Source organism: Micromonospora salmantinae (assembly GCF_022230905.1).
Taxonomy (GTDB): domain Bacteria; phylum Actinomycetota; class Actinomycetes; order Mycobacteriales; family Micromonosporaceae; genus Micromonospora; species Micromonospora salmantinae.
In genome coordinates, this window is sequence record NZ_JAKKFG010000007.1 from 193,666 (window position 1) to 215,872 (window position 22,207).

The 22,207-nt window shown below is 68.4% G+C and carries 23 protein-coding genes; 9 read left to right on the forward strand and 14 right to left on the reverse strand.

Features of this window, described 5'->3' with window-relative positions; all coding sequences use genetic code 11:
- Nucleotides 1–41 precede the first annotated feature (41 nt).
- The 3 genes from PSH03_RS06835 (at nucleotide 42) to PSH03_RS06845 (ending at nucleotide 2,461) form a co-directional block, all read left to right on the forward strand.
- On the forward strand, nucleotides 42–794 hold the full coding sequence (locus tag PSH03_RS06835) for a lysophospholipid acyltransferase family protein (RefSeq protein ID WP_210784567.1): 753 nt from the start codon (nucleotides 42–44) through the stop codon (nucleotides 792–794).
- 73 nt (nucleotides 795–867) lie between these two features.
- On the forward strand, nucleotides 868–1,476 hold the full coding sequence (locus PSH03_RS06840) for an isochorismatase family protein (RefSeq protein ID WP_238688569.1): 609 nt from the start codon (nucleotides 868–870) through the stop codon (nucleotides 1,474–1,476).
- 4 nt (nucleotides 1,477–1,480) lie between these two features.
- Nucleotides 1,481–2,461 (forward strand): GlxA family transcriptional regulator, encoded by a 981-nt coding sequence (locus PSH03_RS06845; RefSeq protein ID WP_238688570.1) that lies wholly within the window; start codon nucleotides 1,481–1,483, stop codon nucleotides 2,459–2,461.
- Here the strand turns inward: PSH03_RS06845 and PSH03_RS06850 are convergent.
- From PSH03_RS06850 to PSH03_RS06870, 5 genes are all read right to left on the reverse strand, one after another.
- A complete protein-coding gene (locus tag PSH03_RS06850) occupies nucleotides 2,343–3,065 on the reverse strand; it encodes a hypothetical protein (RefSeq protein WP_238688571.1) in 723 nt (240 codons plus the stop codon). The two genes, PSH03_RS06845 and PSH03_RS06850, sit on opposite strands and share 119 nt — an antisense overlap.
- 72 nt (nucleotides 3,066–3,137) lie before the next feature.
- Nucleotides 3,138–3,851 (reverse strand): response regulator transcription factor, encoded by a 714-nt coding sequence (locus PSH03_RS06855; protein WP_210784571.1) that lies wholly within the window; start codon nucleotides 3,849–3,851, stop codon nucleotides 3,138–3,140.
- Nucleotides 3,824–5,032, reverse strand: coding sequence for a hypothetical protein (locus tag PSH03_RS06860; RefSeq protein ID WP_238688572.1), 1,209 nt, complete (start codon nucleotides 5,030–5,032; stop codon nucleotides 3,824–3,826). Before PSH03_RS06860 ends, PSH03_RS06855 begins: the two co-directional genes overlap by 28 nt.
- Nucleotides 5,022–6,200, reverse strand: a complete 1,179-nt coding sequence (locus PSH03_RS06865; RefSeq protein ID WP_308194357.1) for a sensor histidine kinase — start codon at nucleotides 6,198–6,200, stop codon at nucleotides 5,022–5,024. Before PSH03_RS06865 ends, PSH03_RS06860 begins: the two co-directional genes overlap by 11 nt.
- A gap of 119 nt (nucleotides 6,201–6,319) precedes the next feature.
- Complete coding sequence (locus tag PSH03_RS06870) at nucleotides 6,320–6,715, reverse strand: VOC family protein (protein WP_210784573.1); 396 nt, start codon at nucleotides 6,713–6,715, stop codon at nucleotides 6,320–6,322.
- Between the two features lie 139 nt (nucleotides 6,716–6,854).
- Between PSH03_RS06870 and PSH03_RS06875 the strand changes: the two genes are divergently transcribed.
- A complete protein-coding gene (locus PSH03_RS06875) occupies nucleotides 6,855–7,853 on the forward strand; it encodes a hypothetical protein (RefSeq protein WP_238688574.1) in 999 nt (332 codons plus the stop codon).
- A gap of 53 nt (nucleotides 7,854–7,906) precedes the next feature.
- On the opposite strand, the gene PSH03_RS06880 is transcribed toward PSH03_RS06875, so the two are convergent.
- Entirely contained in the window at nucleotides 7,907–8,230 is a 324-nt protein-coding gene (locus PSH03_RS06880; RefSeq protein ID WP_091405580.1) for a plasmid stabilization protein, read from the reverse strand.
- A gap of 365 nt (nucleotides 8,231–8,595) precedes the next feature.
- Between PSH03_RS06880 and PSH03_RS06885 the strand changes: the two genes are divergently transcribed.
- Nucleotides 8,596–9,342, forward strand: a complete 747-nt coding sequence (locus PSH03_RS06885) for a GAF and ANTAR domain-containing protein (protein ID WP_238688575.1) — start codon at nucleotides 8,596–8,598, stop codon at nucleotides 9,340–9,342.
- A gap of 177 nt (nucleotides 9,343–9,519) precedes the next feature.
- Nucleotides 9,520–10,017, forward strand: coding sequence for an STAS domain-containing protein (locus PSH03_RS06890; RefSeq protein WP_210784576.1), 498 nt, complete (start codon nucleotides 9,520–9,522; stop codon nucleotides 10,015–10,017).
- 41 nt (nucleotides 10,018–10,058) lie between these two features.
- Here the strand turns inward: PSH03_RS06890 and PSH03_RS06895 are convergent, their stop codons facing one another.
- Nucleotides 10,059–11,102 carry a hypothetical protein gene (locus tag PSH03_RS06895; protein WP_238688576.1) on the reverse strand — a complete coding sequence of 348 codons (1,044 nt, stop codon included), beginning with the start codon at nucleotides 11,100–11,102 and terminating at the stop codon, nucleotides 10,059–10,061.
- Nucleotides 11,102–11,599: a SigE family RNA polymerase sigma factor gene (locus PSH03_RS06900; RefSeq protein WP_210784578.1), complete on the reverse strand. Its 498-nt coding sequence runs from the start codon at nucleotides 11,597–11,599 to the stop codon at nucleotides 11,102–11,104. The genes PSH03_RS06895 and PSH03_RS06900 overlap by 1 nt, the downstream gene beginning before the upstream one ends.
- 732 nt (nucleotides 11,600–12,331) lie before the next feature.
- On the opposite strand from PSH03_RS06900, the gene PSH03_RS06905 reads away from it, so the two are divergent.
- The gene (locus tag PSH03_RS06905) at nucleotides 12,332–12,634 is read left to right on the forward strand and encodes a helix-turn-helix domain-containing protein (protein ID WP_210787733.1); all 303 of its coding nucleotides are present in this window, start codon (nucleotides 12,332–12,334) and stop codon (nucleotides 12,632–12,634) included.
- A 288-nt stretch (nucleotides 12,635–12,922) separates the two neighbouring features.
- Here PSH03_RS06905 and PSH03_RS06910 read toward each other — a convergent pair whose 3' ends face one another.
- A complete protein-coding gene (locus PSH03_RS06910) occupies nucleotides 12,923–13,654 on the reverse strand; it encodes an LPXTG cell wall anchor domain-containing protein (RefSeq protein WP_238688577.1) in 732 nt (243 codons plus the stop codon).
- Nucleotides 13,655–13,974: 320 nt separating this feature from the next.
- Here PSH03_RS06910 and PSH03_RS06915 point away from each other — a divergent pair, with 320 nt between their 5' ends.
- Nucleotides 13,975–14,187, forward strand: a complete 213-nt coding sequence (locus PSH03_RS06915) for a hypothetical protein (protein ID WP_238688578.1) — start codon at nucleotides 13,975–13,977, stop codon at nucleotides 14,185–14,187.
- Between the two features lie 792 nt (nucleotides 14,188–14,979).
- On the opposite strand, the gene PSH03_RS06920 is transcribed toward PSH03_RS06915, so the two are convergent.
- The 5 genes from PSH03_RS06920 to PSH03_RS06935 all read right to left on the reverse strand — a co-directional run bounded on the left by PSH03_RS06920 (nucleotide 14,980) and on the right by PSH03_RS06935 (nucleotide 19,752).
- Nucleotides 14,980–16,167, reverse strand: coding sequence for a hypothetical protein (locus PSH03_RS06920; protein ID WP_238688579.1), 1,188 nt, complete (start codon nucleotides 16,165–16,167; stop codon nucleotides 14,980–14,982).
- A complete protein-coding gene (locus PSH03_RS32990) occupies nucleotides 16,164–16,706 on the reverse strand; it encodes a DUF4365 domain-containing protein (RefSeq protein WP_372494712.1) in 543 nt (180 codons plus the stop codon). The genes PSH03_RS06920 and PSH03_RS32990 overlap by 4 nt, the downstream gene beginning before the upstream one ends.
- 171 nt (nucleotides 16,707–16,877) lie before the next feature.
- A complete protein-coding gene (locus tag PSH03_RS06925; protein WP_238688580.1) occupies nucleotides 16,878–17,594 on the reverse strand; it encodes a TIGR02391 family protein in 717 nt (238 codons plus the stop codon).
- 277 nt (nucleotides 17,595–17,871) lie between these two features.
- Complete coding sequence (locus PSH03_RS06930) at nucleotides 17,872–18,366, reverse strand: SAM-dependent methyltransferase (RefSeq protein WP_238688581.1); 495 nt, start codon at nucleotides 18,364–18,366, stop codon at nucleotides 17,872–17,874.
- A gap of 30 nt (nucleotides 18,367–18,396) precedes the next feature.
- A complete protein-coding gene (locus tag PSH03_RS06935) occupies nucleotides 18,397–19,752 on the reverse strand; it encodes an NsdA family TPR-like regulatory protein (protein ID WP_238688582.1) in 1,356 nt (451 codons plus the stop codon).
- Nucleotides 19,753–20,758: 1,006 nt separating this feature from the next.
- On the opposite strand from PSH03_RS06935, the gene murC reads away from it, so the two are divergent.
- On the forward strand, nucleotides 20,759–22,204 hold the full coding sequence (gene murC / locus PSH03_RS06940) for a UDP-N-acetylmuramate--L-alanine ligase (RefSeq protein ID WP_238688583.1): 1,446 nt from the start codon (nucleotides 20,759–20,761) through the stop codon (nucleotides 22,202–22,204).
- The last annotated feature ends 3 nt before the right edge of the window (nucleotides 22,205–22,207 follow it).

Sequence of the window (22,207 nt, forward strand, 5' to 3'; positions counted from 1 at the left end):
CCACCCAGCCGATCCCCAGCCGGTCAGGGTAGATTCTGCGAATGCCGGAGCTCGTGTACCCGCCCGTTATCGCCGCCGCCAAGACGCTGTTCCGGGTCCTCGACCTGAAGATCACGATCGAGGGCGCCCACCACGTACCCCGCACGGGCGGGGCGGTGTTGGCCAGCAACCACGTCAGCTACCTCGACTTCATCTTCGCCGGTCTGGGCGCGAACGCGTCGGGCCGGCTGGTCCGCTTCATGGCCAAGGATTCGGTCTTCACACACAAGATCTCCGGCCCGCTGATGCGTGGGATGCGGCACATTCCGGTGGACCGGCAGGCCGGCGCGGCCTCGTTCCGCGCCGCCGTGGGGGCGCTCAAGAAGGGCGAGGTCGTCGGCGTCTTCCCCGAGGCGACGATCAGCCGGTCGTTCACCGTCAAGGAGCTCAAGAGCGGCACGGTCCGGATGGCCCGCTCGGCGAAGGTGCCGGTGCTGCCTGTCGCGTTGTGGGGCACCCAGCGCCTCTGGACCAAGGGCCGCCCGCGCACTCTGACCCGCCGGCACACGCCGATCACCATCCTGATCGGCGAGCCGATCAACCCGGCGGACTTCCCGGACCCGAACGTGCTGGCCGCCGAGCTGACCACCCGGCTCAGCGCCCTCGTCGACCGGGCGCAGCGGGACTATCCGGACACCCCCGCAGGCCCGGACGACACCTGGTGGCAGCCCGCGCACCTGGGCGGCAGCGCGCCGACACCGGAGGAGGCCGCCGCTCTGGACGCCGCCGCCGAACACCGCGCCCCCACGCCCTAGTTGGCCGGATCGTTCCGCACCCGGGCAGAATGGTGTCTGCCGGCGCGAACGCCGTCCGACCAGGATCGACGTCATGAGCAGAGCAGCACTCGTCGTGATCGACGTGCAAGAGTCCTTCCGTCAGCGCCCGATCTGGGCGTACGGCTCCAACCCCGACGTGATCCGCCAGGTCGACCGGCTGGTGACTGCCGCCCGGCAGCGCGGCGACCTGGTGGTCTGGGTCCTGCACTCGGAGCCCGGCACGGGCGGGTTGTTCGACCCTGCTCTCGGGTACGTCCGGCTGATCGACGGGCTGGTCCGCGCCGAGGGTGAGGCGACGCTGGTCAAGACCGCGCACAACGCGTTCACCACAACGAACCTCCAGCAGCGGCTCACCCAGGCGGGCATCACCGACATCACCGTCTGCGGCATCCGCACCGAGCAGTGCGTGGAAACCACCACCCGGGTCGGCGCGGACCTCGGCTACCGGATGACCTTCGTCACCGACGCCACGCTGACCTTCCCCATCCCACACCGGGACCTGCCGGAGACCGCCACGGTCGCGGAGATCCTCGCCGACCCGCGCACCCTGACGAACGAGGAGATCGTGACCCGGACCGAGTACGCGCTGGCTGGCCGCTTCGCGACCATCCGCACCGTGGACGAGGTCACCGGCGCGACCCTCGCCGGCAGCCGGGGCTGACGTCGTGACCCGGGTCGTCTTCCTGCTGGTCCCACAGCTGCACCTGCTGGACCTCGCCGGGCCGGCCCAGGTCTTCTCCAGCGCCGCCGACCTCGGGTACGACTATCAGCTGCACTACGTCGCGGAGCGCGAGCAGGTGCCCACCGTGCAGGGTGTACCACTGGTCGCCGACACCCGGTGGCCCGAGCTGGCCCCGGACGACCTGCTGATCGTGCCCGGTTGGCGGCCGGCGGCACACGGGCCGCAGGGACCGGTGTCGCCCGGCGACCTGCGGCGGCTCGCCGAGCACCACGCGGCCGGTGGCACCGTGGCCAGTGTCTGCGCCGGGGCGTACGCGCTCGGGCGGGCCGGACTGCTCGACGGCCGACGCTGCACCACCCACCATGAGGTACAGGACGACCTGGCCCGCCGGCACCCGGCGGCCCAGGTCGTCCGCGACGTGCTGTACGTGGTGGACGACCGGGTGGTCACCTCGGCGGGCATCGCCAGTGGCATCGACGTGGCGCTGCATCTGGTGGCTACCCGGCACGGCCCGGCGACCGCCGCGAAGATCGCCCGCACGCTGGTCGTCTACGCGCGCCGCAACGGCCACGAGCCGCAGGCCAGCGCGTTGATGCGGCACCGCTCACACCTGTCCGACTCGGTGCACCGGGTGCAGGATCTGATCGACAGCCGGTACGCCGAGCCCCTGCCGCTTGCCGAACTGGCCGCCGCGGGTGGCGTGGCCGAACGAACCCTGACCCGGCTCTTCCGGGCGAGCACCGGCCTCACCCCGCTCGGCTACCAGCAGCTGCTCCGGGTGGAACGGGCCGAACACCTGATCGGGCACGGCACCACTGTGGAAGCCGCCGCCCGGGCTGTCGGTTTCACCGATGCCCGGATGCTGCGCCGCCTGCGAGCCCGCCCCACTCTGTCGGATCCGGTCTCGAGCGGTAGTAGTCGTCCCGGGAGTGGAACTCCACAGGCAACGAGCCGGGCAGCGTGATCCGGGTGTCGCCGGCGAGCAGACCGGGGCCGGCCCGCACCAGCAGCACGTCGCGCTCCTGGGCCGAGAGGTCGACCAGTTGTGGACGGTTGAGCCGGAACATGGCCACCGCCCGGCGGACCTGCCGGGCCAGCGCCACGACCTCGGCGGTCGTTCCGCTGAGGGCCAACGCCGGCTGCTGAATGGTGCGCAGCGCGTCGCAGACGATCAGCAACTGCGCCGGGGCGTCCGGCGCGCTCGCCGGAAGCTCCAACCGGGACGGCCACTGCCAGCGGACCTGACCGCTCATCAGGCCGTTCAGTCGAGCCGGCGGTCGGGCCCGGTGCGTGCCGTCGGCGACCAGCGACAGCTGCGAGCCACTGCCCACCCAGCAGATCCGCTGGTCGGTGACGGTCACCGCGACCGGCTCGGGCATCTGCCAACGGCGTCGTACCTCGCTGGGCCCGAGCAGGTAGCCCGCGACCAGCAGCCGGTGTCGCCCGAGCAGCCGCTCGCCGGGAATCGGTCGCAGGTTGTAGCGGCGGTCCAGGGTCGGGCCCACGTCGTCGTCGGGGGCGTCGAACCGGTGGGGACCGATGAAGAAGGGGGACGCGTCGGCGTGCATCGTCACGACCTTCCGGTCAGCTGGCTGTGTACTGAAGCCTTCCGGACCGCAGCGCCCCTGTCATGACGCCTGTTAGGGGGTCGGCCGGTCGTGTGTCGCCTGTGACCGGTAGATGCCGATCTCCTCCGGGCGGACGAGACCGTCCTCGATCGCACGGGCGAGCAGTGCCGCCTTTGTGGCGGCTGGTCGCCCCGCCCGGGTGTACTTGATCCGCGCCCGGTCGACGTACTGCTTCACTGTGTGCTCGCTGATCTGCATCCGCCGGGCCACCGACGCCTTGGACATCGACTGGAACCAGAGCAGCAGTGCCTCACGTTCCTTGTCGGACAACATCGGCCGGTCCGGCCGTGGGTCACCGACCATCGCACCGGCCAGCGCCGGCGGCACGTACGGGCGGTCGCTCGCGGCGGCCAGCACCGTTTCCACGCAGTGTTCCCGGCCCTCGTGCTTGGCCAGGAACGCCACCGCCCCGGCGTCCAGCGCGGCGAGCATCGTCTGCGGGTCGGTGTGCTCCGAATAGACCACCACCCGCCGGCCGGCGGCGCTCAGCTCGGCCAACTTGTCCAACGCCATCCGCCCGTGCAGTCGCAGATCGAGCAGGACGACGTCGGCGTCCGGCGCGGCCCGCAGCACCGCGTCCGGGTCGTCGCCGGTGGCGAGCACCGTCAGGCGAGGCTCGGTGGCGAGCCAGGCGCGGACCCCCTCGACCACCACCGGATGGTCGTCGACGATCGCCACCCCGACCGGCCGATCGCCGCTCACCGCCGCCACCGGGTCTGCGCCCATCTGATGTTCCCGTCCCGTTCGTAGAGGTACTGCACCGGCCCGTCGTCGTGCTCCCCGGGGGGCGGGCCGGTCGACTCCGGCCCCTCCCGATCCGGGGTGACCAGGCTGACCACCACCTCGTCCGAGCCGGAGACCACCGTCAGACGCGCCCATCCCCGGGCGTCGGCGAGGGTGCCGGTGAGCGGGTCGGCCAGCCGGCGGCGGACCTCCACCGGCAGTGGCGGCGGGGTGCCGATGGTGACCAGGTCGATCGGAAGGCCGTTGCGTTCCGCCAGGTCGGCGGCGGCTCGCAACTCGTGCAGCAGCGGGTCGGGCACGTCGTCGGACTCGGCGATCAGCCGGCGCAGCCGGGCGGCGGCCAGCATGCACCGGCGCTGCACCTCCGGGTCGTCCGGGTCGGCCTGGCCGCCGGCCAGGTCCCCGAGGACCCGCCCGGCCGCCGAACTGACCAGAGCGAGCCGGTCCCGGCGTTCCCGACGGCCCTGCTCGGCGGCATCCCGCTCCGCGGCCATCGCGTGACCGGTGGCCGAGACGGCGGCCCGTTCCCGAGCCAGGCCGACGATGACAGTGCTGCCCACGAAGACCGCCACCGGCAGGGAGAACGTGCCGTAGACGTACATCACGTAGCGTGCGACGTCGGCCGGATCGGGGCCGTGCACGAGCACGGCGACCAGGGCGATCAACGCGTGCGTGCTGAGGAGCGCGATCAGCCCCATGACGCGCCGACCCCACACCGCGAGCACGAAGAACCAGCCGAGCGTGCCCCACACCCAGTTGGCGGCGGTGAACAACTGCCGCTCACCGGCCGCGGCGAAGACTGCCGCGTCGACGACCAGCAGCAGCCCGGCCAGCGGCCACGGCGGCAGTGGCGAACCTTGCAGTAGCCGTACCCCGGCCACCGCGCCGGCCACGGCGACCAGTATCCAGGCGCCGAGCACCACCGCTGGCGCGGCGAACTCCGCGCGGGCGGAGAGCACCGCCGGCAGCGCGATCGCGACGTGCCAGGCCAACGCGATGGCGACGGCGGCGATCCGGGCACCCCGGTCGGACGCGTGCGCCACGGCGGCCGGCGCGGCGAGCGCTGCGGGGGAGTCCGGCTCCCGGGGCGTCGGAACGCTGGTCCGGTCCGGTGCCTCCGGCGCGTCGGTGGGGTGCGCCGCGGCGTTCAGGTCAGCCGACACCGGGCCACTCCAGTCGGATCCGGGTGCCCGCGCCCACGGCCGAGTGCACGTCGGCCCGGCCACCGACCGTCGCCATCCGGCCGCGGATCGACTCGCGCAACCCGTACCGGTGCGGTGGGACGGTGGCCAGGTCGAAGCCGGGGCCGTCGTCGGCGACCTCGACCACGACGCCGATCGCGTCGCGGGTCAGTCGCAGGGTGGCCCCGGCGCCCGGCGCGTGGCGGACCACGTTGGACAGCGCCGCGTAGGCGCTCTCGCTGATCGCGTCGGCCACCCCGACCGGGACGGCGCAGGACGCCAGGTCCAGCCGTACCGCAAGCTCGGGCAGCCGGCCGACCACCAACCGCAACCGCCCGTCGAGCGGCACCGGGCCGTCGCCGGCCACCGGGCCGACGTCGGTGAGCGTGACGAGGGTACGCAGGTCGGCCGCGCACCGGTCCCGGAAGACGGCCGAGGGCCCAGCCACCGCGCCCAGCCCCACCATGGTCAGCGTCCCGAGCACCGTGTCGTGCAGGTCGCGGTTCTGCTGGCGTTCGGCCTCGCGGGCGGCGCGCGCGACCAACGCCTCCCGGGTCAGCCGCTGGTGCTCGACGAAGGCGCGGTCCGCCCGGCCGATGCGTCGGCGCATGACCGCCGCCATCATCGCCGTGCAGGCGGTCTGCGCCAGTAGCGTGGCCGCGTGCGCCCGAGCTTCGGTGGGGTTGCCGGCGGCCTGCGCCCCGGTCACGTAGGTGGCTATCACGAGCAGCCCGGCCGGGATCGACCAGCGGGCCGAGGTCGTTGCCTGTGTGTTGATCACCGTGGTGCTGGCCAGCACGGCGATCCAACTGCCCTCGCCGGGCAGCACCTCGGGCGCCACCAGCACCGGGATGAGCAGGCAGGTCAGCGCGGTGACCGCCACGTCACCGGCGACGAGGCCGGGGCCGATGCCGTGGCGCAACGCGCGGTGCGCGTACCAGAGGGACCAGCCGGTCAGCACGGCCACGGCGGGCAGCAACACCGCCTGCTGCACCGGCGGGGTCTGCACCGACACGGCCACCGCCGCGCCGAACAGCCCGCAGCTCAGCCGCAGCAGCGCTGGCAACGTGGTGAAGATGAGGCCCAGAGCCCCGCCGGCCGGATTGTCGAGCGTGGGCGGCGGCACGGTTGGGGTGGCAACGGCCGGCATCGGGAAGTGTCCTTCCGACAACGACCCGGTCCGGGTCCACGCGGCGTAGATCGACATCGGACAATAGCATGGTGGACCGTGACGGGGTGATCCTTTGTGTGCGGAGTGTCGCTAATGTGTCACTCTGTGCTGCGGGGCTGGAGAAGGTCCCAGCGGTTGCCGTAAATATCGACGAACACCGCTACCGAACCGTACGCCTCGTGCCGCGGTTCCTCCAGAAAACGCACCCCGGCCGCCACCATCCGGGCATGGTCCCGGGCAAAATCCTCCGTGTAGAGAAACAGCCCGACCCGGCCGCCGGTCTGGTCGCCGATCCGAGCCTGCTGCTCGGCGCTGCTCGGCCGGGCCAGCAGAAGTGCGGTCTCCCGGGCCCCCGCCGGGCGGACCACCACCCAGCGTGAACCGTCGGGTCGGGCGGTGTCCTCCACCAGTTCGAAACCGAGGTCGCCGACGTAGAAGTCGATCGCCTCGTCGTACTCCCTGACCAGCAGCGCGACAAGTCCCAGATGTGCCATTCGGCCATTTTGCCGGCGGACGCCCCGGGCCAGCCGGCGACGCCCCCACCGGTCGCCCACGTCACGCCTCGGGCCGGCCGGCCGGAACCGGACGCGTCTGTCGTCCGTCTCATCCTCGGGTGGAAGGGTGGTGAGCCGGATGCGCTCGTCCCGGACGGTACTGGCGGTGGCACTGCTCGGCATGGCGATGGGTGGCTGCGGTGGCACGGTGGTCGGGCCGGGCGATCCGAGGGAGCCCGGTCCGGCCCAGATCGTCGACGGGTGGACCTCCTGCGCCGAGGCGGCACCCCGGGCCGGCGAGATGATCACGGTGCCGACCACGGAGACGTCGCCACCGGCCGGGACAGAGCCGACGATCGGTCGCATCGACCCGGCGTTCACCCCGGTCGCGGCCGTGATCTGCGGGCGTGAGATTCGGCCGGGCCCCAACGGCGGCCAGGAGCAGATCGCCACCGAGCGACGCGCCGAGCAGATCGCACCGCTGCTCACCGCACTTCGCCTGCCCAGCGAGCAGACCGGCGGGGAGGTCGCCTGCACCCTCGAGATGGTCATCCCGCCGTGGTTGGCCCTGGTGGACGACCGGGGGCGCTGGCTGCGGCCCCACATCCCAACAGACTCCTGCGGCAAGCCTCGCGCCGAGGTGATCGCCGCGTTGGCCGGGCCGCGGTGGACCACTGTGGACACCCGTACCATCCGGCAGATCGAATCCGCGGCGGCCGAGGCCGCCGGATGCGCGCAGCAGTGGACGGACATGGTGTGGGTGGAGACCCGGAACGGTAGCCCCAGGCCGCCCGGGCCGGGGCTACCGCCGGCCGCCGGGCCGCTGCGCCTCTGCGTCTACCAGGTGCCCGCGTCGCTTCAGGAAGGCGAGAAACCCGCGGGCGACTTCGTGTACGGCGGTCCGCTGCCAACCGAGCGCCAGGCGGGCGTGCTCCGGGCGCTGTCCAACCGCCGGGCCGTGACCGACTGTGCCACCCCGGCGACCCGCTTCGCGGTGCTACGCCCGCTCGAAGGTGCAGGCCCCGACCGGTACGTGGAACTCGATGGCTGCCGCCGTTTCCTGGTCGCGCCGGCGAGCGGCGCTGCGCAGCTCGGCCAGGGCGACGACACGCTGGTCGCCCTGCTGAAGCCCGTCTGAGCCGACTCGGCAGGTCCAGGACGCCCGCCGTGTCGGGGCGGGCAACGCGGCTGCTACTTCGACAGGGCACGCTCCAATTCGCTCTTCGACATCGAGGAGCGGCCCTTGATGCCGCGTTGCTTCGCCTCGTTGTACAGCTGCTCCTTGGTGCGACCCTGGGCGCCGCTGTGGGAGCGCTTACCGCCACGGTGCCCTGACGACACGTCGTTCCGGGAGGACCGGCTCGCCGTTCGGGACTCACCGGAGCGGGCCCGTTCCTTGTTGACGGTGCGGGCCGCGATCTCCTTGGCCCGCCCCGAGGAGGCGCCCCGCTGTTGCGCGCTCTCCTTGATGTGCTCGTACTGTCGTTCTCTCTTCGGGCTTGATCCTGCTGGCATCGGTGCCTCCCACCTCCGCTGTCGGGTGCGGTCGAGGCCCGGCTCGTGCGCTGCTGAGCTGACGTCGGCACATTCCGAGCCGGGGCATGGTGTTCACGCTGTCTGAGCACGATGCCCCGCCGTCCGGGGGGTCAAACGGGTGCGCCCGAACCGATCCGGCTGCTTCGGGGACGTTCCACTCCGCGTCGTATAGTTGTCGCCGCAGCCGACGCCTGTGCGTCGGTCAGTCAGCGTCCAGCAGCGGGCGCCCGGGCTCGGTTGGCGAGTCCGTGCGGCGCCCCGTGCTCGCGGTGCGCCATCACCACGCGCGCTGCCGTCGCCTTCCTGCAACCGGTACGCGCCCCGGGCACGAGGACCTTGAAGTCATGGCACAGCAGCCCATTGACCCCAATGCGGCGGTCTCCGAACTCGGTCAGATCAAGCTCGGCGAAACCGACCTGTCTGGAGTGTTGACCCAGGTCTCCGAGTTGGCACGGCGAACGATCCCCGGCGCCGAGGAGGTGTCGGTGACGTTGCTGAAGCAGGAGGGTGCGCACACCGCAGCGTTCAGCGGTGAGATGGCGCTGCAGCTCGACGAACTGCAGTACGAGCACGGTGAGGGTCCCTGTCTGGAGGCGGCCAGAGACTCCGCCGTCGTGTCCGTCCCCGACATGTCCGAGGAGATCCGCTGGCCGCAGTGGGCGGCCGAAGCCGTGCAGGGCGGAGCGCACAGCTCACTGTCGATCGGGTTCCCGATCCAGGAGTCCGTGCTCGGTGCGCTGAACATCTACGGGGTCGAGGCGGGTGCCTTCGACGACGACGCGGTCGCCCTCGCAGAGACGTTCGCGGGGTACGCCGCTGTCGCCCTCGCCAACGCCCACCTCTACGACACCACCGCCACCATGGCCGCGCAGATGCAGTCGGCCATGCAGAGCCGGGCCGTCATTGAGCAGGCCAAGGGCATCATCATGGGCGAACGCCGCTGCACCCCCGACGAGGCGTTCGCCGTCCTGGCGAAGGTTTCCCAGGACTCCAACCGCAAGTTGCGGGAGGTCGCTGCCGCCCTGGTGGAACGGACCACCCGACCGCCGGGTCTCAAGCGTGACCGCGGTGCGTCCGGCAACCTACCGTAGGCTTCCGGCAACCGACTGCTGTTCTCCGGAAGTGGCGGCCCGCCAGCGCAGCACCGACTGAGGTCGGCCGGGAGCGGACGCGCGGAGTGGCGGACGACTGCCCAGGCGGTTATCGTCGAGGTTGGTCAAGCCACGCGCCAATCCTGTTACGGATTTCAACAGGAGGCGGGTGCTCCCATGACTGAGCGTTCCTGGCCCTTCCAGAGCCATCTCGACAGATCCCCGACGGCAGTCACCATCGGTCAGGTCACGTCAGCGGTGCTTGCCGGCAGCAAGTGGGACGGCCGCCTCGACCTCGACTCCTCCGGGCCGTCGTTCCAGGTGACCCGCTACACCGAGCCCACGAACATGTCCGCGACCATCTCGGCCGACCGGATGGTCGTCGCCCCGGTGGGGTACGTCGACATGGACACCGCGCCACGCCTGGCCACGGCCCTGATGATCGCCATCGACAGCCATCCGGAAGTCTGTTGCGACCTGACCGGCGTCGGCTTCTTCAGCGCCGCGGGCGTGCGCGTACTTCTGCTGGCGCGGAACCGGGCGGACCAGGCCGGCTCCCGCTTCTCGATCCGAGGCGCCGGGGGAATCACCCAGCGGGTGCTGCGGATCACCGGGGTGGAGCGGCTGCTCCTCGGCCCCGAACAGGACACCGGCCCAGCCGCGCGGCTCGGGTGATCCGCAGCTCATGAACCACACACCCTCGCCAGGTGGTGGCGTCACCAGGTGTCCGGGCGGTCGAGATCGCGGGCCGGCTGGTACCCGCCGAGGATCGCCAAGCCCTCCGCCTCGGTGTAGCCGTTCCCCCAACCCTTGCGAAACGCCTCGACGAAGCAGCGCTCGACCACCATCTCCAGCACGTCCCTGCCTTGTCGGCGGGCCCGGTAGGGGCCGGCGACAAGGTCTCCGCGGCGGGCGTCGTCGCCGGCCGGGGCGAGTTGCGCCCGAACGGTCAGCCAACGACCGGATGCGTCACCGACCACCAGAGAGCCCTCGACGAAGGAGTCCCGCGCCGACCGGCCGAGCGTGACCGAGCACTCCAGCAACCGTCCGTCGGGCGGCAGCGACTCCAGGCGGAACGGCACGACACAGCGGTGGGCACCATCGAACCGGACCCGGCTCGCCGTGCCGGCCGCCTCGTCCCGGGTGGTCGCGTAGATGTCCAACTGGGCCCAGAGCCCGTCGGCGGGTTGCCAGCGGACGAACCACAGCTTCCGGTCGCCGGACGGATCGAACCAGGCGGCCCCCGGGCGGTCGCCGACCCGCACCTCGGTCCGTCCCTGCGGTCGACCCTGTGAGGACAACGTCTGCTGAAGCCCGTCCAACAAACCTTCGGTACGCGCCAACACGAAACGGGCCCCCCCGGTCGGGCCCCGAAACTCGACGCTCTCGATGCCGCGCCCGGTGCGCCACGACGCGGAGCTGGCATCGCTCACCAGCGTGTCGGTCGAGAAATGCACGGTCGCGGGATCGGCACCGACCTCCTCGGGGCGTACGGTCCCATCGCTGTGTGCCTCCGGCAGCATCAACGCCGCGGCCGGCATGATCCGGTCATCGGTGGTCCCGCCGCCCGGAATCACCAGCACCACCGAGGTGAGAGCGGCACACGCCGCTGCCACGCCGCCGGCGATCAGTCCCCGTCGCCACACTCGCAACCGCCGGCCGCGATGCCGGGCCTGTTGCACGATCGGCGTCGGATCGATGTCGCCACCCGCCCGATGCTTGAGCGTGGTGGCGAGCTGCTCATCGAGGTCACTGAACATCAGAGCTCTCCTGCCCATGCGTGGGTAGCTGCAACCTGACGCTGACGCAGCGCCGCCAGGGCCCGCCTCGCGTGTGTGCGTACCGTCCCGGTCGAACAGGCGAGGATCTCGGCGATCGACGTGTCGTCCAGATCCTCGTAGTAGCGCAGGACGATCACGGTGCGCTGACGCGCCGGCAGATCACAGACCAACCGCCACAGTGCGTCGCGCTCGGCGACCCCGGCGGCCTCGTCCACCTCGCCAGCCCGATCGAGCACCGCGGCAACCGAGACCTCGCGGCTGCTGAGCCGACGCCACCACGAGTTGTGGGTGTTGACGAGCATGCGCCGGACATACGCATCAGGACGGTCCGTCCGCGAGATGCGGCCCCACCGGGCGTACGCCCGCGCGAGGACATCCTGAACCAGATCCTCGGCTCGGTGCTCGTCACCGGTCAGCAGCCGGGCGAGCCGCACCAGCGCCGAAGTGCGAGCGAACGCGTACTCCTCGAACGTCACGCCCTATTAACGCCGTAGGCCGGCCGGTCCGTAGACACCCGCCGGGCACTTTGTGCGCAGCAGGCCCGATCGACCTCGACACGGCCCGACGCTGTCAGCGCAGTGCTGGTGCTGAGCGCCAGGAGACAGCCGTGCGCCGGCAGGACTATCTCCGTCCCCGGAGAAAATCTATGAGCGAAGCGCTAGACATTCGCGCCGCCGTCGACTAACGTACCTGTGGTCGAGAGCAGAGCAAACAAAGACGCTGACGTTGCCGCCCCGCACGAGGGCGAAGGAGTGGGGCCCAGGGAACCTTGTGGGGCCTGCTCAACTCGGCGGCAGACATTTGCCGCAGACGGACGTGTGACAGCGGGTGGGGCCGACGCTTGTTCAGGGCTTCACCCGAGGTTCAAGGAGGGTTCGTCGTACGTGTTGGGGCCATGAAGTCGCGTGGGGCTCGGACACCGACGGACAGCACGGAGTACTTCAGAGGAAATCAGAGGCAAGGGAGGGCATTACACCGTTGGATCGCCCGCTGCCAGTCGCATTCGTGGGCTGGGCGCGGACACCGCAGTTTCCCTCGAACGAGAGGTGGTCTCCGGTCACGCTTATGCGATCCTCGCACCCCGAAGCCGTCCCTGACGGCAGGTGCGGACAAGACAAGCCGACGTTCTGTCGGTAGATGGTGTTCCTGACCCACAACCCTTGGGCCCCGGTGCTTCCGAGCACCGGGGCCCTCGTGATGGAGATTTCATGGCTCAACCCGACGACATGCTCGACGATGAGGACTACCCCGCCTACACGATGGGCCGTGCCGCCGAGATCCTCGGCTGCTCGCAGGATTTCCTACGCCGACTCGGCGATGCGAAACTGATCGACCCGCAGCGCTCCGCTGGCGGGCACCGCCGCTACTCCCGCTATCAACTGCGCCTTGCCGCGAGAGCCCGGGAGATGTGCGACCAGGGCACCGACCTGGCCTCGGCCTGCCGGATCATCATTCTCGAGGACCAACTCGAAGAGGCCCTTCGGCGCAATGAGCGTCACCAGCAGGGCTGACACACCGTTCCGCCCTCGGCCGGCATCCGATAGGTCTCGGTGAAGCCGAGGCCGGCGTAGAACTCGGCGCGCGGGAGACGTCCTCGCTGAAGAGGATCACCTGCGGGCTGCGGAACATCGACACCGTCCGACGCTATCAGCGCAGTGACTTCTCGCTACGCGGGCAAGTCCGATGAACTTCCGCAAGCGCGCGTTCGCCCAGTATGCCCCCCGCTGCATCCGCGACGGCCACGAACGGCGTTGACGCGCCCGGCTCGACGACGCATCGAGCCGGACGCGCCAGTTGCGCTATGCCACGAAGCGGGAACGGCGTCGGCGTCCGATCAGGTATCCAGCGCCGCCGAGGAGCAGGAGCACACTGCCAATACCGGCCACGGTCGCGGTGTCGGCACCGGTCACGGGCAGCCCACCGCCCTCGCCACCCTCGCCGCCGGGGGCGCCCGGGCTGGCGGAGACGGTAGGAGTCGGTGCCGCGGTCGTCGTGGCGCTGGGCGTAGCGCTCGGTGTGGGCTGAGACGTCGGCGTCGGCGTGGGCTGAGACGCGCAGTCAAGCTCACGGGCGGCGTACAGGCCGTCGTTCAGGTAAGCCAGGTAGGCGTCGACGGTCGCCTCACCGAGCACCTTCTGCGCGGCGGCCTCCACGTTGGCGCCAGCGTCCGTCAACGTTCGAACCACGGTGATCCGCAGAGCCGTTGACCAGGCATTCTGCACGCCTGTCTTGAGGAATGCGCGGAGCTCATCATCAGTGCCCTTCAGCGCATCCTGGATGGCACCGGGCAGAACGGGCAACGAGTCGGCGTTCGCCGCGGCCAGGATCTGGGCAGCCAACACCCGTACCTCCTGCTCGGTGGCGGTATCCAGGTCGAAGGTGACAAGCTCGCGGATGTCCTTGTACACCTTGCGCTCGACCGTTTGGCAGGCCTCGTTCAGCCCTGGTGATTCGAACTGCGCCGCCGCCGGAGTCGCCGGAATCAGAAAGGCCAGCGCCAATAGGGCGCCGGCCGGGAACTTCCATCGCATGTGGTCTTCCTCCCCGTTGCAAGCAAAAACACGGAGATACTACCGTCAGTGGGCGGAAGAGCAAGGATGGATGCACGTCCAAGACTGCGCAATGAGCAACACCGCAGCGGGATGGCTGCCCAACCCTCTCCACAAGGGAGGGAATGCCTACCATTTGGTCCGTTTTGGTGGGAACTCTTGGCAGGCTGTGGTCTCACCTCGATCTTTATTCGCTCCTCAGGAATTCGAGCCCTGGCCGCTGACGCTGAGAAATGCCGAGATAACGGTTCGTCAGCCACGAGGAGGCTCAGGCTGCGCTCGGCCAGAACGAGCCCGCGCCGGTGTCCAACGGACGTAACCAACTAGTGCTCGGCGAAGTTTCTTGGCAGACCCTGCCCAAGCCACTCGACGGCGGTTACTTCGCGATCTTCCTCATTGACAAGCGCACCAACCGCAAGGCGGGAAGCTTCAGCGCGTCTTCGCCACTGCCGGACGCCATCAGCGCCGGGAGCGCCGGAGTGGAAAACAAGATCCCCAGCGCTATCCCTGGCTGAAGGGCGCAGGCGACATCAAAGTTGGCGACACCTGGTGGACCCACGGGCTCCAGACTGGCCGTGTTCGACGGGGGCGCTTCACCGCTAACGTTCGTCGCGCCCTTCCCGTATCTGGAGGGGGCGCAACGGGAAGCGGCCAGGGGAGCCACTGCACTGGTTGCGATGTCGGACCTGCTGCTGGCCCTGGTCTACACGGGGCCCGATGGGCAGGTGTACCGGGCCCAGCGGCTCCAAGGCCAGGTAGCGGATCTCCGAGCTGTATGAATGGCCGTGCCGGGGTCGAGGTCATCGACGGGGCCGGGCACGCAAGCCGCTGACCTGCGGTGGTGGGGTGCGCCCGGCAGGATTCGAACCTGCGGCCTTGGGATTAGAAGTTGAATCGGATACGGGTTAGCCCGTGATCGTGAGTTGCTAGGGGTGTCTATCTGTCCAGGTAGACACCCCTATCCATGTCGATCCATGTCGGGTCGTGACGCCGGATCCGGAGGCGTCCGGGCTCACTGCGGGCTCACCCTCCAAGCGATCAGGCCATTAGGACCACGACCCGGTCGGTACGAGGCGCGGATCGGGCCGCACCGTGATCGGCAGTTGGCGGTAGCCGCCGCGCGGAGGGGTGACGCGCTCTACGGCAGCGAGCACGATCCCCTGCCGCCGCACGCCCTACGAACGGCGAGCCAGGGGCCGAGCGCGAAGCCGCAAGGGCGATCCGTGAACCCGAACCGCCGGTTTACGGGTCGACTGGTGGGTGATGTTCGCTGGCGGAGGAGTTCGATCTGAACCGCTGGCGCCTGCCTAAAACAGGGGCTGATCGAGGTCGTCATCGCTGTCCTGCTCGGCAGGGCTAGGCTCCACCGCCGAGGGGACCTCAACGAGGTCGATCCCTCGCGGGTCGTACAGCCAGTACAGCCGTCCCTCCTTCTCCTGCCGGCCAGACAGGCGCATCGCAAGCCCTTCTCGGAAAGCCTGGATTGCCTGGTCGTACAGTTCCTCAGGCAGCCGAACGCGGAGCTTCTTGGCTTGCGAGCCCTCGATGACGTTCAAACGGATCACGCCCGCAGTGCCCGGCCTGGGCCGGTCGAGCAGGGTTACCGTCCCGAGTGCTGTGATGCCGACTGAAGGCTCGGTCCGGGCGAACCGGGTACTGGCGCTCTCAAGAGCAATGACGTCCGATGGCTCGAACTGTACGTAGGTCGGACCGGGCGCATCTTCCCGCCAGTCCCGCCACTCCACGCCGACCTCGGCTCCGTCTGAGTTGGCGACGAGTCGGGCTAAGGCTTGCGTCAGCTCATATGAGACTCCGTACTGGACTGCTTCGTCAAAGGCGGCACTGGATGATGTTCGGTTGAACTGATCTGTTGCTTCCCGGGTGGCTTCCAGACTCGATACCAACGTGCGCGTAACCTTACGGCCTGTCAGGGCCTCGCCGAAGCCTGGCAAAGGTACGTCTACCCCGGCTATGTCGCCCACGGGAGTTAGCGCCGTGACGACATAGCTGCCTATCTCCGTCTGCCCCATGCGGACACTGTTCATGTACGCCTTGGCAGAGGTCCAATGTTTGTTTCCGAAATACTTGGTCTTCTCCCGTTCGGCCTTGGCAGCCGCTTCAAGTAGCCGAGTAGACGCGGTGATCAGTGATTGACCGGACGTCCAAGGAATCGTTCCGTGTGGCGTAGGCATCTCCTTGCGGAATCGGACCAGATCGCCAATGCCAACATCAAGCCTGGTGAGCATCCGCTCATAATCTATACCGGAGATGTCCCCGACGGCCGCGACTGCGTCGGTCAGCAGATTCCGAAAGTCGGCATGCCCCACGTCCATCGGAACTACAACACTCTGACCGACGGTCGGTGGAGCTAGTCGCAGGTACAACCCTTCGCGCCCGCCACGGATCGTCCAACCCTGGCGCTGTAGATATGCCACAGTCTGACTCGGGCTGATCCACGAGCCGTCCAGCGCCACGGCGTCCACCGGGATGGTCATGCTCGACCACCGGCCCCGATGCGTCGCATGATGTCGCAGAGAGCGAACTCGTCAAAGACCTGCGACGTGGGAACCCTAACTACAGTCTCGTCCCTGCCGGTAATCGGGTGTCCTTCGAGGTTCCGCCAATAGCAACAATGGCGGAGCATCATGTGGTTGGAACCTACCTCAATCCACTGCCCGATATCGCGAGGCACCAGCATGGCGATCAAGATCGTTGAAGTGATGACGGGCGAGTGCGCTAGGCGAGTTAGCTGACTGTTTGGCAATGAGATCGGAATCGAATCCAGATCGCTTGCCGGGGCGACCTGATATGTGCTCTTCAACTGGACTCGGAGATCTACCTCGAAGTCGTGAAGATGCTCAGTCGATTGATGGCTGATCTTCCAGTCAATCCCTCGATCCCTATTAGGTTTCGAGAGGGAGCAGCGGGCCGCCGCAGCCACGGCGTGTAGGTATGCCTCCTGAAGGGTTTCCATGCACTGCTTCTGATCCAGGTCCCCACGCAGTGGAGTTGGGTCATCGACAGCGACAGACATGGTTCCCCCTACAGTCCGGAGCGATCATTGTGACGCTCCGTTGCATGTAGATCTACCCACCGAAAAGTCGAGGCTAAAACCCGACAGCAGCCGTGTCCACACTGACCGACCGCGACCCGGCGGTATCGGGGCCGTGTGCCTGGTGGTGGGCGGCCTGAGCGCTGTGCCCAGCTACTCGGTCTTGAGGATGTCGCTGTGCTCGTACCGGAGTTGCGTCAGCAGCAGGCTCCCGAGGCCGAGCACGCCGAGGGCATAGCGCTTGGCGTCGTCCCGGTTCTGGATGCGGTGCCGGTCCACGTTGCTGAGCGCCTGGGCGAAGCCCATCCCGAGGTACCGCCAGCCCTCGCGCTCGCTGGCTTGCCGGCCAAGCCGGTAGTCGCTGGCATCGTCGAACACCTTCAGGTAGAGAGCCTTGCCGACCAGGTTGTTGTCGTTCCGATCCTGCGGGTTCCCCGCCCACGTTCGGACGTGGTTCTCAACAAAGATCGCTGTCTGACTGGCGACCTTCCCCCACTCCTCGTCATCTACCAGTCCCTTGACGTGCGACCAAAGATCAGGGTCGTACGCGTACTCGTCCACTGGCTCACCGCCGCCACTGAACTGGAGTTCATAGATGGCCGCGTCTGTCAGCCCCATGACACTCAGGACTCCGCTACGCCGACGTTCCTCGTAGGCAGACCGGGGCATCCCACCGGATATCGCGGTCGGCGAATACCTAACCTTGTCGAAGCTCTCCACAATGTGGTTGTCGGTGCCCAGTGTGCGGACAAAGATCATGCGCACCCGATGCTTCCACGACTCCAAGCCCTCGCGCTGACGGAAGAGATCAGCAGCTTCGGCCTCGGCCTTGAGCTTCGTCAGTTCCTCGATGGCGACAGCTGGGCGCATGGACGCGAGCCTACTTCTCCCCTGCGACATGGATCCCGCGCCCCGGCTGGCCCACGACAAGATCCCGGTCGTGCAGGAGCGAGACGGCACGGTACGCGATGGCCAAACTGACGTCGGATCTACACCGGATCGTCTACGCCGGTGGGTTCGCAGGGAAGCATTGGTGCCCTTTCGGCGAACCGGGTTAACGCTGCAATATGTGCCAGCCGCCTCAAACTGTCCTGGCGCCCGTACTGTGGGTCACACGTTCGATGACGTCCGCAAGTCTGCTGAGGCGTCAAGCTTGTTGATCGCCGGGTGAGGTGAAATAGCTTTGCAGCATTTCAGAGGTCCAGCTAGCTTGCTGCACCGAGCCCCGTGGACCGAACTCTGAGAACCACGGCTTGATGTCGAGGACTGGAGTGCCGTCCACCGCGTCCAGGTCCTCGACGTGCAGATCAAGCCCGTCGACCTTGACCAGGCGGCACCGACTTACGCCCAGCCAGTTGATCCGACGCATGTTGCGATGGCCAAAGATGCCGACTTCCGGCCACTCCGGGTTGTCTCTGGGGCGACGTGCACCGAGGTTCAGGTCAGTGGGATCGGTGAGATGGAAGCGAAACACGACCTCAAGATGGGAGAACTCCTCAAGTCCTTTGGTGGCTTCTGGCGTGAAGCGTTCTTCATCGACTCGAATGACAGCTCTGGTTCCGCCCCAGTAGTCGTCTGTTGGCTCGGTTCTTCCCCCTACGACGCGAGCAATGGACTCCACGGTGAATTCTTCGGCTGCCATTCGGCCCTCCCGGTCTGTATGTGACTTCTTCTAGGCAGAAGTAGAGAGGTAGCTCTTGGCGCGAGCATCGATCTCCTGGACCCCTCGGATCTTGCGGTTTTGGTAGGGGGAGAGGATGGCGCGCATCTCGGCGGCTACCTGACGCGTACGGCCCGAGCGAACGCCTTCCATCGCGTCGAGGGCGCGGGACCACGTTGCGCAGGCTTCCTCAATCTCACCCTGCCGGGCCTGCACTGCCCCGAGGTAACCCAGCGTGACTGCGTGGGTTCGGGTGAAGGCTGCCGCTTTGCGTGTCCTGACACTGCGGCGGAAATGACTTGTCGCCCCCGCCAGGTCGCCGGTGTCCCGTAACGCGCATGCCGTCTCGTGCGCGAGGCTGGCCTCAGCGAAGAAGAAGACTCGTCCGGGCTCGTCGTCTCCTTGGGTGGCGGCGGCGAGGTCGTCCTCTGCTCGGATCAGCGCGCGGGCCGAATTCTGGGTCTCGCCGTTTACTGCTAGAGCGCGAGCATGGACCACTCCTATGAGAGCGCGTTCCCGTGGAGCTGCCGTCTCGTAGCGGTCGCCGCGCACCGAGGCATCGGCGAGATCGAGAGCGTGCTTGTGGTGCCCAAGGTCGATCGCCTGGTGTGCCATCGCCCGGAGGACGTGGCCCGCCATCGCCGGGTTGTCGGCTTCGGCAGCTAACTTCACTGCGATGTTGAAATAGTGCTGCGCGACGTTGTGTTCGCCATTGTCAAACGCCATCCATCCCGCAAGGTAAGAAAGCTCGCTGGCCGCGGTGAACATGTCGCGTCTCAGCTTTTCGTCTGCGTAGCGCCCGCGTAGGTAAGCCGCCACGTCGGAGCTGAGATATTGGGCCACTGCTGATCGGGCGTGCCCGCCGCCCCGGCGCTGGTCCACGCGCGAGAACAGCGACACCATGTCGTGTACCGCGTCAACGTCGCCCCTGCGTACGGTCCTGCCAGCGGGCGTGCCGCGCGCTTGGCCCAGCTTGGCCATGCGCGTCCACCAGGGATCGGCTGGCAGGGCAAGCGCAGCAAGCGAGTAGGCGGCAGTGCCCAGAACACGCCTGCGCTCAGCGTCCACGTCGACTCTCCCGAGTTCGGTCAGCGCGGCCAGCGTATCGACTCGCCACCCAAGCATGTCCGCTGAGGACAGCAGTGGAGTCGGTAGACCGATGTCCTCCAAGGTCAGCGCGCGTCCGAGCTTGCGTGACAGCGCTTCGCAGAGCAGCACGGGTGCTCGTCCAGAGGGCTTCGAGCCGGCGATCCAGTGCGAGACGTGGGAACGGCCGACCCCGGTCAACTCGTCCGCGTTGCTCTCCTGAGCGACGCGGACCAGTGCTCGTGCCACCTCGGCATGGGACATCCCAGCTTCCGCGATCACGGCTGCGAGCTTGGCGTTGCCGGGTCCCGCTTGCGGCACTGTGTACCCCCGCATAGAAGTCGATCTTTCACCACGTTCACCGCTTCGACGTGGGTCACAGAGTACCTAACGGCGGTGGTTTGCGATTCGCTGTAGGTAAGCAAGACGACGACGAATCGGCAAATTGATTAGCCCTGCGTCGCGTCGGTCTTGTGTGGCTGAAATCTGGACGGAATCCCCATTGCTGCGAGCGGTGTACGCCGTAGTGGTGGGTGACGGGCAGGGTGCGCCGCGTGGACGAGAGGTTGTTACTCATGCGGCGTCGCCCTGCCCCCTCGGGAGGTGAAATCGCGTGACTACTTACTCCGGCGGCTGGCAGATCGACAGGGCGCAACTGGTATTGGATCGGCACACGGTTCTGAGCGCAAATGGTTGTTGCGCCGGCTGCGGAAAGTCGGGGTCATGCCCGCAACGCGAAGACGCCGTTCGAGTATTCCGCCGCTCACTACGTCTACCCAGGCGCAACCCGGGAGCGACACGCCCTGAGCTGATCAACGCGCGTCGGATCGGCGGCCCTGCATTCTTCGGAGCATCGTCTCGGGCCGTCGTTGGGGGCGTCGTGAACACCCCACCCTGCGGAAGCAGTGACGGCGCACATGGATGACGACGACGCGGACCTGATCCGACCAAGGCATCGCCCGCACCGGTCACTCCGCTTCCCTGGTGGCCGCCCGTGTGCGTGTCCCTCGTGCCGCGCGGCGCGCAGGCGAGAGCGAAAGCAACAGGCACTTGGTGCTGCGCCGCCGGCTACTGGCTATCTCCCGTTTTCCGGCGGTGGCCTGCCACCGCCTCCGGCCTCGCCCTACAGGCCGACGCATATCGATTGGACTCGCGCGGCCGAGGCGGTGACCCGAGGCCACCTCGGCCGCGCGCAAGGAATCGCACCCGTCGGAAGGAGCGGACCCCCTCGCACGTCAGCTCACGGCACGGAATCCGTCAGCTCTCACACCGAAGGAGACACGGCACCATGACCGACACGATCACTGGTAACCCGACCATCGAGGCTTACACCGGCCCCATTGACCTGTCCCGCCCGCACTTTGTGGGCGTCGGTGGGTCCGCGATGTCCGGCCTGGCCCGATTGCTGGCCGAATTGGGCCACCAGGTCAGCGGTAGCGACCTGAACGATTCCGCCACAGTCGCGGCCCTGGGCGTCGCGGGCGTGCGGGTGCACGTGGGGCACGATGCCTCTCACGTGCAGGACGCGAGCTGCGTCGTCTACACCACGGTTGCCCAGAACGCGCCGGAGATCGGGGCGGCCCGTGCCGCCGGTATCCCGCTGGTGCACCGGGCACAGGTCCTCGACGCGCTCAGCGCTAACCGGCGGCTCGTCGCGGTGTCCGGCTCGCACGGCAAGTCCACGACGACCGGCATCCTGGCCCACATCCTGCGGACCCTCGGGGAGGACCCGACCTACCTGATCGGGGCTGACCTGACCGGGCCGGGCTCTGGCGCCCGTCTCGGCGGGTCCCGGCTGCTGGTCGCTGAGGCGGACGAGTCGGACCGGTCGTTCCACTTCCTCACCCCGTCGATCGCCATCATCACCAACGTCACGGACGACCACCCGGAAAACTTCGTCAACCACGCCGCGGTGATGCGTGCCTACGTCGAGTTCGGCTCCCGGATCGCTCATCACGGGTTCCTGATCGTGAACGCCGACTGCGTGGGCGCGAACGTGGCCGCCGAGGTCATCGCTGATGAGCGACCTGACCTGACGGTGCTGCGCTACGGCCGGAGCCGCACGGCCGATATCTGCCTGCTCGATGTGCGCGCCGAGGGGTGGAGCGTTTCGGCGACCGTCCGGATGCCGAACGGGACGACGGTGCGGCTGACTCTGCCGACCCCTGCGGCGCACCACCTGGAGAACGCGGTTGGGGCCGTGGCGTGCGCGGTGGCCCTGGGCCTGGACCCCACCAATGCGGCGGGCGCGGCGTGCACCTTCGCGGGGGTTCGCCGTCGCTTCGAGCACGTCGACACTCGGGCCGGGGTGACGGTGATCGACTCCTACGCCGACCACCCGAAGGAGATCGCGGCCGACCTGGAAGCCGCGCGCACCTTGGCTCGCGGCCGGGTCATCGTGGTGTTCCAGCCGTCCGGACACGCCCGGGTGCTGGCCTTCAGTTCGCGGATCGGCCGGCTCCTGGCGGACAAGGCCGACTACGTCCTGCTGCTCGATGTCCACGGCACCGTGCCGCAAGGACGGCCGGCGGCCGACGCAACAGTGATCGTGACTCACTTGCGCGACGGTCAATACTGCCTGCCGCTTGGCGCGGATCACGTCGCGCGGATCGTCGGGGGGATGGCTGGTCGCGGTGACGTGGTGCTGACGATGGGCACCGGTGATGTGACCGGCTACGGTGCGACGATCCTGGACGCCCTGAGCCAGCGTTCCGAGGTCGCGTTGTCGGCGTGATCC

Excerpts from the sequence above, each read along its gene's own strand:
- PSH03_RS06920 (WP_238688579.1), bottom strand. The coding sequence starts at position 16,167 with ATGACCATCCCGGTGGACGCCGTGGCGCTGGACGGCTCGTGGATCAGC.
- PSH03_RS06905 (WP_210787733.1), top strand. The coding sequence starts at position 12,332 with ATGGCTCAACCCGACGACATGCTCGACGATGAGGACTACCCCGCCTAC.
- PSH03_RS06870 (WP_210784573.1), bottom strand. The coding sequence starts at position 6,715 with ATGGCACATCTGGGACTTGTCGCGCTGCTGGTCAGGGAGTACGACGAG.
- PSH03_RS06890 (WP_210784576.1), top strand. The coding sequence starts at position 9,520 with ATGACTGAGCGTTCCTGGCCCTTCCAGAGCCATCTCGACAGATCCCCG.
- PSH03_RS06840 (WP_238688569.1), top strand. The coding sequence starts at position 868 with ATGAGCAGAGCAGCACTCGTCGTGATCGACGTGCAAGAGTCCTTCCGT.
- PSH03_RS06875 (WP_238688574.1), top strand. The coding sequence starts at position 6,855 with ATGCGCTCGTCCCGGACGGTACTGGCGGTGGCACTGCTCGGCATGGCG.
- PSH03_RS06855 (WP_210784571.1), bottom strand. The coding sequence starts at position 3,851 with ATGGGCGCAGACCCGGTGGCGGCGGTGAGCGGCGATCGGCCGGTCGGG.
- murC (WP_238688583.1), top strand. The coding sequence starts at position 20,759 with ATGACCGACACGATCACTGGTAACCCGACCATCGAGGCTTACACCGGC.
- PSH03_RS06865 (WP_308194357.1), bottom strand. The coding sequence starts at position 6,200 with ATGCCGGCCGTTGCCACCCCAACCGTGCCGCCGCCCACGCTCGACAAT.
- PSH03_RS06910 (WP_238688577.1), bottom strand. The coding sequence starts at position 13,654 with ATGCGATGGAAGTTCCCGGCCGGCGCCCTATTGGCGCTGGCCTTTCTG.
- PSH03_RS06930 (WP_238688581.1), bottom strand. The coding sequence starts at position 18,366 with ATGGCAGCCGAAGAATTCACCGTGGAGTCCATTGCTCGCGTCGTAGGG.
- PSH03_RS32990 (WP_372494712.1), bottom strand. The coding sequence starts at position 16,706 with ATGTCTGTCGCTGTCGATGACCCAACTCCACTGCGTGGGGACCTGGAT.
- PSH03_RS06880 (WP_091405580.1), bottom strand. The coding sequence starts at position 8,230 with ATGCCAGCAGGATCAAGCCCGAAGAGAGAACGACAGTACGAGCACATC.
- PSH03_RS06925 (WP_238688580.1), bottom strand. The coding sequence starts at position 17,594 with ATGCGCCCAGCTGTCGCCATCGAGGAACTGACGAAGCTCAAGGCCGAG.
- PSH03_RS06850 (WP_238688571.1), bottom strand. The coding sequence starts at position 3,065 with ATGCACGCCGACGCGTCCCCCTTCTTCATCGGTCCCCACCGGTTCGAC.
- PSH03_RS06835 (WP_210784567.1), top strand. The coding sequence starts at position 42 with ATGCCGGAGCTCGTGTACCCGCCCGTTATCGCCGCCGCCAAGACGCTG.
- PSH03_RS06895 (WP_238688576.1), bottom strand. The coding sequence starts at position 11,102 with ATGTTCAGTGACCTCGATGAGCAGCTCGCCACCACGCTCAAGCATCGG.
- PSH03_RS06885 (WP_238688575.1), top strand. The coding sequence starts at position 8,596 with ATGGCACAGCAGCCCATTGACCCCAATGCGGCGGTCTCCGAACTCGGT.